The organism is Sphingobacterium sp. HSC-15S19 (assembly GCF_050433745.1).
In the GTDB taxonomy this organism is placed as follows: domain Bacteria; phylum Bacteroidota; class Bacteroidia; order Sphingobacteriales; family Sphingobacteriaceae; genus Sphingobacterium; species Sphingobacterium siyangense.
The window spans coordinates 1-13,070 of the sequence record NZ_JBNPWQ010000009.1 but is presented as its reverse complement, the minus strand read 5'-3'; the positions used below and the strand labels follow the sequence as shown (position 1 = coordinate 13,070).

The following is a 13,070-nucleotide window of genomic DNA, read 5'->3' as shown; positions in this document are numbered from 1 at the left end:
TTATTTATTTTTCAAACTTTTACAGTGTACAATATACACAATTTAGCTTATTTTATGTATAAAATCATCTTGATGCTACCCATATTTTCTTTGGGAAAGCCATGAGGGAACTGCTCCCTAAGCGCTTTTAATTCATCTGTATTTCGATAGGTATACCGCTTTGTTCCCGTGATCCAAAAGTTAATCGGTGTCGTAATTTCTTTGGCAACAAACCCAATTTTTTCGAGCGAAGAGTGTTGGCTCCAATCACGATCGGTGAAAGTCATAATGTCTCCTGGTGAGAAATTGCTACAAAAGGCTTTAATTAATTTGCTTAGGCCTCCTATAACATTAATACCTGTTTTATTACAAAAGCGTAATAGTTCAAATGAGCGATAGTCTTCATTTTTATCCAGCATTCGGCGTCCTCCAGAGAATACCGCGACGGCGACAAGCTCTCCTTGTTCATAAAGGCCATAACGATACTTGCCGGGAAGAGCGGTTTGTAAATGATGTTCCACGAGGAACTGTAAACTCGTTCTTTTGTCGATCCGGGCAACTACAGTATTACGTGCGTAGATGCGTTTGTCATTTTTTGTTCTAGAAACAATGCGCCTGACGATCAAATCAAACTTTGTTATTAATTGGTCTTCATCGATATGGATGCAGGGGTCGGAAGTATCACGTCTAACGGATTTGTTATGAGGGTATAGTAAAATGTTAATTGCTAATTCCGGAGAGGATATTTGTATAAATCCATCATCCTGGCAAAATCCTAATGGGACTTCAAGAGCTTGCTCGAGCCTAAGCTTGAACTGCGTTGACAAATTTATAAACGAAGGATCCATAAAACAAAAGTAACTTTTATGGAAGTTTTGACGAAATATTCACTTTTAATAATTATCCGTACCTTTGTACCGAAAAATATAATGGTGCTACAGGGTATCCTTGTTAAAATAGTACAATGACTCTGGGTGAGCAATTAGCCTGACATGATCTGAAATAAAATCGTGCTAAAATTACAACAGGTGCCTAGTGATCTTTAAAAGCAAACAACGTGTAACGAACTCAGGTATAGCAATGAGTATCGGCACTTATAAATAATTATAATACATATGAAACTTCCGATAGTGGCGTATGGCGATCCTGTATTAAGAAAGGTCGCTGAAGAAATAGATGAAGACTATCCAGATTTAAAGAAATTGATTGATGATATGTTCGATACCATGTATGCAGCTCATGGTGTTGGGTTGGCAGCTCCACAGGTAGGTTTGCCTATACGTATGTTCGTTATCGATGCAACTCCTTTCGCAGAAGATGATGAAGAAAACAAAGAGGTGCTCCAATCGTTCAAAAAAGTTTTCATCAATCCTATCATGGTTGAAGAGTCTGGTGAGAAATGGGCTTTCGGTGAAGGATGTCTGAGTATCCCAGATATTAATGAGGACGTATTGCGTCACAGAAATATTCGCATCAATTATTTAGATGAGAACTTTGAAGAACATGAAGTAGACTTAACAGGTTTGGCTGCACGTGTGGTACAACACGAATATGATCATATTGAAGGTAAACTATTTACCGACAAATTGAGTGCCTTGAAGAAAACGATGCTGAAGGGGCGATTAGATGCTATCGCGAAAGGAAATATTCGCGTTGGTTATAAAATGAAATTTCCACAGCAAAAGAAAAAGCGTTAGTTCATACTAACGCTTTTTCTTTGTTGCTTCCTCCTGATAAAATTGGTTGGAGATCAAGAATATCCGTGTTCTACCTACCAATCCATCCTTTTATTCCATTTTTGAGATTGAATTGGTCATTCTGTAAAGCGTGTTATAGAAACTACACCCGCGAAGAAGGACATTCCTCAATCCAACCGGGGTAAATATAGACGATATTTAACGGCTGTCATTCGTATTAAAAATACAACAGCAGCCCCAATAAAGGCAGCCCAAGAAAGATCAAGATCGAGATGCACCAGCAAGATATACGTGAGACCTCCACCTAAACAGGCCGTAGCATATACTTCTTTTTTAAAGATTAATGGGGTTTCGTTGAGTAGGACGTCGCGCGTCATCCCCCCACATACCGCGGTGAACATTCCAAAGATAATGGCAGCATAGGTATTGCTTTCGTAATTGAGTGATTTTTGTACCCCTAGGATAGTAAAAAAGCTAATTCCGATGGCATCAAAAAGTGTCAGCGTGCGATAATAACCATACAACTGTTTGTTGAAGACAATGGCAATTAAAATTCCGAGGAAAATAGCAATGAGGTAATTGCTATCATTAACCCATACTGGGCGCAGATTCAAAAATACATCCCGCATCGATCCACCGCCAATGGCTGTCACAAAGCCTAAAAAGGCTGCCCCAAAAATATCAATATCTTTACGTTTTGCCGACAGCGTGCCTGATATTGCAAAAAATAAGGTGCCAAGCAAATCGCTTAGATAAAAATAGTTGGCATCAGTAATCATGGTAATCCTTTTTAAATCATTATATTAAAATCTCCAGTTGACGGTAGCCCATATCGCTTAACACCAATGGGGATAAACTTCCCTTTATTGGACAAATTTAGGAGAAATCTTGATAGTTTAAATTCACCGAAAGGCGAATAGCTTTCAAACCCGCGATTCCCTGTACATCCTCCAATTTTAAATGTTCGATGGTATGCTCAATGATGCCCATGTCGTAGATTGCCTTTATACTCAACATAAGGTCCTCCAGGATTTCATCCGATAAATAGACAATAGCAATTTTATTGACCTGAGTAAGTCGTTCTTTGGTTCGCTTTATCCGAATTTTGTCTATCCTTTTTTTGATTATTTCATAACGGATATTGAGTGATCCCTCTACATCAAATCTCCGTTCATCTTCCCGGAAGCTGATATCAATGCTATGTGGATTGATAAAAATCAATTGTGTTGTTTCTAAAGCCAGAGGCAGAATATCCTTCGCATGGTAAGCTTTCAGCGCAATTCTAGCCATAGAAATAATTTGCTGACGCCTAAATACATTAATAAATTCGTAGCTAAATGGTTGTTGTGGTGTAATGGATTCGCCGATATAAATGTCATATTCAATACCGTCTGTCCTGAATTTTTGAAAATACGATGGGTAATTCCCCTGGATAAAGCTATTGAAATGGTCTAGTTCCTTACCGATCAATTGATTGATTTGGCGTAAAGAAGTTTCAAATTCATTCCTATAAAATTCACCGGTTTCTCGATTGGTGAAAAAATGCTTCGCATAATGTTCAATCACCTCTATTTTTGACGGAAATTGCTTTCTGGCTTCTTCTAAAAATGGCTGTACGTCTTTCCTAAAAAACTCAATGATCTTGACCATCGACTCATCAAAAGAAATATGATCAAGAGATTCTGTAATTTGATCAACACGTGCTGAAAAAGTCATAATCAACTTGTGCTTTCCATCTAAAGAGAGCTCATCAATAAGCATTGCGAGCTGTTTGACCTTGAAGCTAAAGTCTTTCAGAATGGAGGCGTTTCTTATGATGGTGGAGTCTTTGACATCGACAGCACCGTAGAGCGGATAGACTTCTTCAAATACAACGGCTTTGATATGCGCATCCCGACTGTCGTTTTCCAGGTCCTGAATGTACTGGGCCGCGATATGGTTAAATTTCCACTGAACCGAAGGCTGTATGGTCGTAAACCGGTTGATGATGATATCGTCGATACGTTTTTTAAATTCTAGCGTAATATCCTGAGATAATTGTGATAAAAGCGGGACCAAAGAACCTAAGGCTTGCATTGTCTCATTGTCGAGCTGATCTTGTTCATGGCTGTATATTTCCAATATGCCTGAGAGGGAATGATTATGGATAAGTGGAATACACAGATAGGTCGTTACCCCCGAGCGACCAATCCGCTCGTCTAAAATAGATGTGGTATTTCGGAGGCCATTCGTCGCATTATTGGTATAAAATATCACATGCGGATGTTTTAGGTAGCCCGCAAGTTCAGGATTGATCTTGAAGGTTTTATTTGCGGTATACGCTTCCGCAATCAAGATGCTCTTATTGGTGATTGAATAATCGAAAAATGGGACTCCATTTAATTGGAATAACGGAAATAAACTAAATACGGTATCAGCCCCCTTTAATAGCGGTGTGATGATTTTTTCTAAATCAGCGAAAAAGAGGTGATAATTGTATGTAGGAAGGTCCAAGAGAATGGACTGAATGCGGCGTAAAGTATGTTCCGTACTGGTCTTTCTGAAAGTTACAATACTAAAGCCCGATAACTCAAAATCTTCCAGTTTAACGGTATTGATAACGGTATTCCAATCAAAAAGCGAATCACTAGGATTTTCCGATAAACGACCGATATCAAGCGCAGGCAGTGTTTTTTTTGCCTTTATCTCAACAAATTTGAAATCGATGTCCAAATCGTAATAATCCACGATCTCCCCCTGATCATTGAGTTGATGATAAACAATGCTGCTGTTTTCATTGGAAGAAAAGCCATACAGACGCTCGAAAATGAGGGTATAAAAGAGCTTTTCTTGATTAGTAAGAAGGCTTCCGGTACGCATCTTCCCTTGAATTTCTTGCTCCACAAGCTGATGGCTAGTTAGGTCGAAAAAGGCTTCCGTTCCATAGAAGGCTTCTTCTGCTAGGGCTGTTGTGAGTGCCCAGTACCTTTTTGGAGCAGTGTCAACCAACGATACGGAGAGGCTATAAATCAATTGCAGAATATCTTTATAGGCATTGAGGTTATGCTTGCAGAGTTTACCGTTGAGATGCTCTATTTCTTTGATGCGTTCCAACGCAAACAAAGGAATCATGTCATCCGATGAAGTGCCATTTTCAATAAAAGATTCCAGGTATTTGAAAAATGGTTCAAAGTCTAGCCTGCCATTTGCATACGTATTGGCCATTTTCGCCGTTGTGAGTTGTACTTTCTTTATCTCCATGGATCGAAAATTTTAAAAGCGGAAACCTGTGCTGAAATAGGGATACCAACCTTCATTGGATTTCGTCATGACAAAATGCAAAGGAAGTGCATTGGCGACGATGTAATAAATGCCTCCACCCACACCTTGATGAAACTTATCGTTGTTATAGCCCTTTGCCCACACTTTTCCAACATCATACATACCCATTAGTCCGAATTCACCTGGAAGAACATAGCTTTTGACATCAATTACTTTGACACGAGCCTCTAGGTTATTGTAAAGCATCTGTTGCCCTGCAAATCGATACTGGCGAAATCCCCTGAGATTTTCATGGCCGCCTAGAAATAGATATTGATAAAATGTAGGGTTCCCGACAACGGTGCCCCCTCCTGTTCTATTGGCGAATATAATACCTTCATTGAATGCGCTAAAATAGCCCGTCATTGCTGCACTTAACTGCGCTGAGTTTTTTGAGTACTGATTGAGTCCAAAATAAGAATTAAAAGCGGCTTCAATATATAGCCCTTTACTTGGGTTAATGTTTCGATTACGGGAATCTTGCGTTAAAAATGCATTGATACCTGCAAAAGCTTTGTCTTTGGTAATCGATAAACTATCGTAAGAATGTAAAGCTTGGGGATTTAAAATAAATCGATCTTGATTTTCAATCGGATCTAGGTGGTAAAATTGGATATGCGGACCTACGGCAAAGTTTAATGTAGCTGAAGGTTTCCACCTTAACTGTGGATTGACATTGAAAATATTGAATCTACTTCTGTAATATTTTGCACCATACTGTTCCTTTAAGAAGAGCGAGTTATTACCTACGCCAAAGAAATTCTGCGTGTTGTCAGGAGCTTTTGCTAGCGCATCGACAACAAGATCCGCGTCCCCGACAACAGCTATCCATTCGCCTCTATAGTGAATTTTATAAGCTCCGGTCCGGAAGGCTGTTGCTACAGTAAGTTGTTGCTTATACGTAAAAGGACTTTTTCTAAATCCACGCTGATGTGTGTAAGCAGCCCCTAGCCCCAGCGAAAAACCGTCATCAGCATTATAGCCCGCAGTTACCAGGGGTAGCCAGGTGTTGTACAGGTTTACAGGAACAAATTGCGTGTTGGTACTATCTTGTGCATAATGAAGCTTTATTTTGTTCTTTTCACCCAGTAAAGTGGAATTTTTGGTGTTTTCGTAAAGCTGTATTTTCGATTTGCTTTGGTTGATCACATAAGTCTTTGGCGTGTTATCGCCAATAATTCGGAGTTTTATAGGAGAATTTGCGTTATCGATGACAACAGAGTCTTTTCCTTCAGCCAGATAGAGACGAATTTCTTTCGTCAGGGAATCTTTATAGGTTTTGTCCATCAATGCTTTGGTGACTTTCCCATCTTTATTGATCTTCGAAACTTTGACTTTTAAGTTTTTATTCGCTGTGCTGTATATTTCTACTTTTTCATTTTTGTCGCTGAGATGAATATCGACAATGTTATTAATGAAATTGTAATACTCTTCCATCGCCATGGGCAGTGCATCACGACGGCTTTGAAGTGTTTTAAAAATTTGCTCTCCACGAATAGCAATGGACGATTGCGGCAGGCTATGTACCGACTCCCATAATACCGAATCTGTGAGACGTGCTACAAATTGCTTAACCTCTTTGGTCCATTCCTTGTGAGGAAGCTGGTTGCTCGGATGAGCATTTAAAAAGCGTGATTTAAACAAAGAATAGCGAATATCGGGAATACCGGTCGTGAAACCTTGCATGACTGGGTTGACAAATTGCTGATAGATATCTTTCATTAGAAAACCTTGTGTGACACGTAGTGCCTGATCCCGATCGCGGGGAATAGGAATATAGTCTTTATCGTGATCTGTGCTATCCTGATTTTCATTGTACCAACGCCATTGATCCTCGTGTCGATCCCAATCGCTTACCAGTACATCCAGCATTCTTGCGCGGAGATATGCCTTAGCCTTAAAGTTATCGTCGTTATCTTCCTGTAGTTTTCGTACAGCTTTCGGGCTGTTGTCTGAATCACCAAGAGGCTCGCGTTCTTCTAGTAAAGCCACCGTATGCTCAAAAAGCGGAGCATATTCACCCAATATGCTGTCTTGTGCAACAACGCCGATGATTGGATGGGCATGTGGGACGTTCACGGCATTTGCCAAAGCGGGGATCATAAGCGCAGAATAGGGATGCTGTGCGCTAGTGGCATCGTCCAAGACATCCTGTACAAAGGTGCCATGTAGCTCTTCTGGTATAAGGGATTCAGTCCTTTTATTGACTGATCGCAGTGCCCATTCCTGACCGCTTGAATCTGTAAGTCGTAGAGAAACCGATTGCATCCCGCCCCCTTGTTTAACAGGACGCAGTCCCCCGTATAAGGTTGAAAGTTGGAGCAAAGGTAAGGTGGTTTCTGCAGCCCATTCTTTGCGGTAGTTTTCGCCAAGGAAGAACTTTTTGAATTTACTGGCTTTACCATATTTTGCATTTGCAACGATACTTACACTGTCCTTGATGACGGTTTTAGCAAAGGACTTGCCCTGATGTGCAGGTGACTGTGTATGTTTTTGTTGTGAATAAACATGACTAGCAAGAAAAATAAGAAAGAATGGTACAACCTTTTGCATGCCTATTTTTGTTCAAATTTATAAATGATCCCTTTATCCTGATTACCGGCTTCGCTGCTGATGTAAAGATTGAATTTTGAATCAAAGTTAATGCCTTCAGGTTGAGGGAAGATCTTCGGATCTAATGGAGAGAGCGATTTTACACGAAAATTCTCATCGGTGACCACAAGGGCTTTGTCTACAGAAGATAAGATATACCATTCCTTACTGTCTGCTTTTTTAGCTAACGCGGAGGGTTTGAACGTTTTCTTAATTTTAGCATCAAATGCCTGAAGTTGATCAAGCTGGATGGCAAATTCTCCTTTCGGCTGAAATTGACCACGCTCGTCAATTGAAAAGACATAGCCAGAGGTTTGCGGTTGTTTTCTATCGACCTTGCATTCTTTACATAATACGTATGCCTGGTTACTTTCGCGGTCAACAAAAAGTCCCTCGTACTCTCCCTTTGGGAGTAAATTTTTCTGTTCAACAACGTTTTTTATATCGTCGTTTTCGGCAATCGGAAAGGAATAGATGCTGCCATTGCTCTTTAAGATAAAGAAATGTGTATTGCTTATCGAGATATCCTCATAGTCGCCATCTTTTCCGAAAGGGTTGAACGTGACTTTTTGTGTCGGTTGGTTAAACTTATAAAGAAAGCCCTGCTCGTCTTGGATGGCATAAATATCGTCATCCTGTCCCGCGAGAAAGGCTATCCCGGATATTTCTAATAATTCGTCTGGCAAACTCATCTTTATGCCCGAAGATAATGTATAGGGTATTTGTTGCGGTTTTTCAGCTTGAACATGAGCGAGCTTGTTGTTATTTTCCTTGGCTGTATTATTCGGGTTGCAGGCGAGAAAAATAGCGGAGGCTAAGCCTAATGCCATCGTTGTCAATATCGTCGGGTTTTTCATCATTATATGATTAAATTTAAATTGATGAAGTCATCAGGTTTCTGAATGAGCTTACGTGCAATGATTATTTTGTTGGGCTTTCAGGCTGGTCATACTCTTATGAGGTGCCCTGCTGAATAGTCCTATTTTTTCATTTTGCCTTTCAAATAATTAAGGATTTGTTGCTGCGAAACATTCTTCTGTTGTGTTTCTATTGCCTGATTTTGCCCATGTTCATCCAACAAAGTTGCTTCGGTGTCATCCGAAAATTGAATATCGAACAGCTCCTGTATTTGATGTGCTAATGTCAGATTCAGCAGCGGAAAGCAAGTTTCTATACGTCGGTAAATGTTGCGGTTCATCCAGTCCGAAGAACCCAGGTATACGCTGCTTTGTGCTTGATATTGAAAAATAAATATTCTGCCATGTTCTAAATATCGTCCTACAATCCGTTTCACGACAATGTTGTCGCTCAATCCAGGTACTTGTGGTTTTAGTCTACAGATTCCTCTAACCAATAACTGCAGCTTTACCCCTGCCCGGCTTGCTTCATACAATTTATTGATTAACGATTCTTCTTCCAGATTGTTTAATTTAATTTTTATTGTAGTTGTCTCTCCGGCCTTAGCGGCTTGGGTGGCCTGGTCGATCAGGGATAAAAATGTATGTTTGAGGTTGAACTGTGCAATCAGTAGATGACTAAAAGACAGCTCATTTGGACTATGGGGTTTTCTCCGGGCTGGTAAAAACTCGAATAGCATATTTAATTCGTTGGTCAATAGCTTATTTGAGGTGATGAGGAAGTAGTCTGTGTAGACCTTCGCCGTTTTTTCATTTAGATTTCCTGTACCTAGCAATGCACTTTCTCGACCTTGTTTGCGTTTGACCAGCGCTATTTTGGCGTGTACTTTTAAATTGGGGATACTATAGGTGATTTTTACACCCTGTTCTTTCATCAATCGAGCCCAATGTATATTATTTGCTTCATCAAAGCGCGCTTTCAATTCGACAAATACATTGACTCTTTTTCCATTCTTTGCTGCGGTAGCGAGTGCTTGTGCAATATGTGAATCACCGGCGATGCGGTATAAGGTTGTGTAAATCTCGTCTACGGTTGGATCTATCGCAGCCTCGTTAAAAAAACGCAGTATGGGGTCGAACGATTCATAGGGAGTACTGATTAACAGATCCTCTCGGTCTATTTGGTCAAAGATAGATTCCTTAAAATTCTGATTCTTATTAATTTGCAGCTGTTTTGGATAAGAAAGTTCCGCTATTTTAATCGGAAATGAAAATAGATCCTTAAGATTGTGGTAGTTTCCGCCTTCGACAATGCTACTTTTCCGCAGATCAAATAATGTTGCCAGTGTTTCTATCAACTGTTTTGGCAGATTTGGCTGGAATAGAAAGCGTGTCGCATAGCCAAGGTCACGTTTATTGACTTCCGTCTCGATTTTTTGGGCAATATCACCCTCAAATTCATCTTGGAGATTTAATTCCGCATCCCTTGTGATTTTAAAGGAATAGAAATTTAATGATGTATTTCTTATGGCTTCAGGAAAAAATGCTTTGATAATATCATCTATGAGCACAACATATTTATTGCCATTGATCTCACAGGTGAAAAAGCGGCCAATATGATTTGAAGGCACATTTAGAAAGAATACCGCTCCAGTATTGTCGTCTGTAACGACGAAGTAGAGCTGATTGTTGATCGGGAAAAAAGAGGTGTCATCAATCGGTATAATTTGGAGGTAGGAGGCAATTGTGGTAAAGAAATATTGGGCTGCTAGGTCTTTTATTTCGGCTGGAATAGCTTGATTGTAAATTAAGAGTATATCTTCTTTTGCTAATTCTTGGATAATATCAGCTAGTATTAGGCCAAATTTTTCCTGTTGTCTATTGATGGTTTTTGACGCTTTTTTATAGGTCCCAATATCTATGTTCGGAATGAGCTGTCCGGGATTTTGCTTCATTATTTTTTTCCAAGCCATCAGTACAGGCATTCTAACCCGATAAAATTCATCCAGATTGGATGAGAAAATAGCGAGAAACTGTAGTTTTTCCAATAAAGGGACCTCCTGACGACCAGCTTGGTCAAGTACCCTATCATTGAACGACAGCCAGCTGATGTCTCTGTTGATATAAAGATCTTTCTTCTTCATCCGTATAAATTTATGGTTATGGCAACATGCTTACAACAACATCAATAAATGATCCTGTCTATTGGTCGCTAATGATTGATTTAAAGGCGGCATCTTTTTAAATAAAAAAGAAAGTTTGAACAACATGATCCTGACATATTCCGCTGTGTTTATAGGATCGCATTAAAATATGGTTGCGACGACAAAAGAAACAACCGATATAACAAGGCCAAACATAAAAATTCCATATGCGTATCGTAGGAGTTTGTATTTTCGGCCTAATACCACACCTTGCGAATAAACATCCTTGGTAAGCATGCCATATAGAAATTCCGAATCGACCATTACCTTCTGCATGCCCTCATTGTAGTCGTCGAGTTTCATCTTGTAAAAGTTCCCAAAAAAGAGCAGATTGACTGATTTTTGTTCGATTTCCTCCTTTGAGAATTTACCAGAGGGAATTTTGGGTATTGTTGACAGTATTGCCATGACCATGGTTGCTACCACGGCCGTTGTTAAGATAATTGTTGGGATAATAAGGTGCTCGTTGGCATCTAGTTTCCGAAATAAGACAGCAATCACAACGGAAAGAATAATAGAATTGACCGTTAACAAGATGTTGGCCTTATTGTCTGCCATGTCGCTTAATCGCTGATTGTTTGAGGATGTAATCCGGAACATTGTTTCTATCCCACGTTCTGGCTTACCACCTTTCTCCTTCTCCTTCTTGTCTTCTTTTTTGCTTTCTTTATTTTTTGAGATAGATTTCTCCTGTTTTTTCTCCAGTTCTTTTAGATTCATCTCCTTTTTGGCATTAAGCTTTTGTTGCGCATATTCAGTATGGTAATGATGGCTCATTAATAATTTGATTGTGCCGGCGCGCCATACGTCTTTATCGATCTCCTTCCCTAGTACTGCTTCAGCTTCGGCTTTCATCAGTTTGTTTCTGTTAACGAAATCCTCGTTTCCAAAATGAAATAGGTCCGCGTCGCAGAGAATTTGCTCCAGCAGGTTTGTTGGATCCTGAGGCATTCTCGTTGCTAAAATACAACCTTTGATTTTTTCCTGTATGGCTTCCGGTATTCCTTTATCCTGGAGAAAATTGAAAGCAATTTCGACACTTATCTTCTCATGACCGATAGCATTGTCAGATTTTACGTAGCCGAGGTCATGAAAGTAGGCAGCACTAATAACAATAAAGTGATCCTCCTCTCCTAGTTTATAGTGCGATGAAATCTCCTCCGCAGCACGTACAACAGAACGTGTGTGTATCGTATTGTGAAAACAATGGCAAACTGAAATATTTTCTGTAATATAAGTTTCAGCATATTCTTCTACCTGTTTTAAAAGCTGAGCATAATCTATCATGGACCAATATGGTTTTATGTGCAATAAAAGTATTTAATATCTTTAATTTCTTAAAAATAAGGTCTTCTTTTTTGTTATTTATTAACCTAGATCAAATTTACTGAAAAAAGAGATATTCCAATAGCTGTAAAATTGCCTGTTATATAAGTAGATAGTTGATTGTTAAAACAGATCGTTAACCGGATAAGATCTTTCAATATAAGTCATGACGCTCAGGCGAACTGGGTTTGGATCGTTTTATAATGCGAGCGACCCATGGTTCCTCCCTAAGCGAGGAAGAGTTCTGGATTGCTTATCCTTTAGTTTAGTTTTTGTCTATAGTTAGCTTAGTCTTAGGTTAGGTTTAGTTTAGCTATAACCTAAGCTATACCTAAACTAAACCTAAACAAACCCTAACTAAACCCTAAGTAAAGTGGTAAGAAAGTATAGCTATTAAAAGAGGCAATCAAGAGCGTTGTATGCTGTCCCCTTTTATGTGCTGCGCTGCGGTATCCTTCCGGTGTCATCTTTCCGGCGGCACAATTTTCCGGTCTTTCCGGCACGGATTCTACCCGGGGATGTCGCGCAGGCTTTTAACAGAGGATCCCGACCGGATTATGCAGCCTGATGTTCTTTGACCTTTGACTGCTATCTTCCTGCCTATGCCCGTTCGCCGACTGCGCTGCCATTCCCGTCCGACTTTAGTACTCTCTTGCGCAAACCACTCCTTTCCGGTGTTCTGAGCGGAAGCCCGCACGGGAAGCTGGGACTGAAATCCGCTGCAGATCTTAGGAAAGTAGCCTTTTTGCCGCCTTCTGCGCAATCCTGTGGACAAAATCCAAAAAGAATCTCGCACCGTTACAGGCAGTTAAGGACAAAATGAAATAAATAAGAACAAAAGGCTTGGAAGTCTGCCCGAAAACTCCCTATCTTTGCACCACTCCGCAAGGGAGGAACGGTTGCTTCGAAAGAAGGAATCCTGAAAAAAGAAGGGTTTAAGAGAAGCCTGACAGGATTTAAAATCCCGCTCAGTTTATTTTAAACGCGGAAATCGAAAAAAGGGAAAAGAAAAAAAACTTGAAAAAGTTTTTGGAAGTTCAGAAAAGATTTCTACCTTTGCAGTCCCAACGGAAACGAAGGGAAAAACAAAACGATAAAGAGGGGCGCAATGCCTA

At 39.9% G+C, this 13,070-nt stretch carries 8 protein-coding genes; 1 reads left to right on the top strand and 7 read right to left on the bottom strand.

Annotation, left to right across the window (positions count from 1 at the left end; genetic code table 11):
* Nucleotides 1-47 precede the first annotated feature (47 nt).
* Nucleotides 48-827 (bottom strand): hypothetical protein, encoded by a 780-nt coding sequence (locus tag L1283_RS08880; RefSeq protein ID WP_145328281.1) that lies wholly within the window; start codon nucleotides 825-827, stop codon nucleotides 48-50.
* A gap of 267 nt (nucleotides 828-1,094) precedes the next feature.
* Here L1283_RS08880 and def point away from each other — a divergent pair, with 267 nt between their 5' ends.
* Entirely contained in the window at nucleotides 1,095-1,676 is a 582-nt protein-coding gene (gene def, locus L1283_RS08875) for a peptide deformylase (protein WP_088163356.1), read from the top strand.
* 167 nt (nucleotides 1,677-1,843) lie between these two features.
* Here def and L1283_RS08870 read toward each other — a convergent pair whose 3' ends face one another.
* The 6 genes from L1283_RS08870 to L1283_RS08845 all read right to left on the bottom strand — a co-directional run bounded on the left by L1283_RS08870 (nucleotide 1,844) and on the right by L1283_RS08845 (nucleotide 11,916).
* Nucleotides 1,844-2,455 (bottom strand): trimeric intracellular cation channel family protein, encoded by a 612-nt coding sequence (locus L1283_RS08870; protein ID WP_088163355.1) that lies wholly within the window; start codon nucleotides 2,453-2,455, stop codon nucleotides 1,844-1,846.
* Between the two features lie 97 nt (nucleotides 2,456-2,552).
* The gene (locus tag L1283_RS08865; RefSeq protein WP_145328282.1) at nucleotides 2,553-4,916 is read right to left on the bottom strand and encodes a GAF domain-containing protein; all 2,364 of its coding nucleotides are present in this window, start codon (nucleotides 4,914-4,916) and stop codon (nucleotides 2,553-2,555) included.
* A 12-nt stretch (nucleotides 4,917-4,928) separates the two neighbouring features.
* Complete coding sequence (locus L1283_RS08860; protein ID WP_429626051.1) at nucleotides 4,929-7,529, bottom strand: BamA/TamA family outer membrane protein; 2,601 nt, start codon at nucleotides 7,527-7,529, stop codon at nucleotides 4,929-4,931.
* 2 nt (nucleotides 7,530-7,531) lie between these two features.
* A complete protein-coding gene (locus L1283_RS08855) occupies nucleotides 7,532-8,428 on the bottom strand; it encodes an SdiA-regulated domain-containing protein (protein WP_429626050.1) in 897 nt (298 codons plus the stop codon).
* A gap of 119 nt (nucleotides 8,429-8,547) precedes the next feature.
* Nucleotides 8,548-10,569 (bottom strand): polyphosphate kinase 1, encoded by a 2,022-nt coding sequence (gene ppk1, locus L1283_RS08850; RefSeq protein WP_429626049.1) that lies wholly within the window; start codon nucleotides 10,567-10,569, stop codon nucleotides 8,548-8,550.
* A 162-nt stretch (nucleotides 10,570-10,731) separates the two neighbouring features.
* Complete coding sequence (locus L1283_RS08845; RefSeq protein WP_227550323.1) at nucleotides 10,732-11,916, bottom strand: Pycsar system effector family protein; 1,185 nt, start codon at nucleotides 11,914-11,916, stop codon at nucleotides 10,732-10,734.
* Nucleotides 11,917-13,070 lie beyond the last annotated feature (1,154 nt).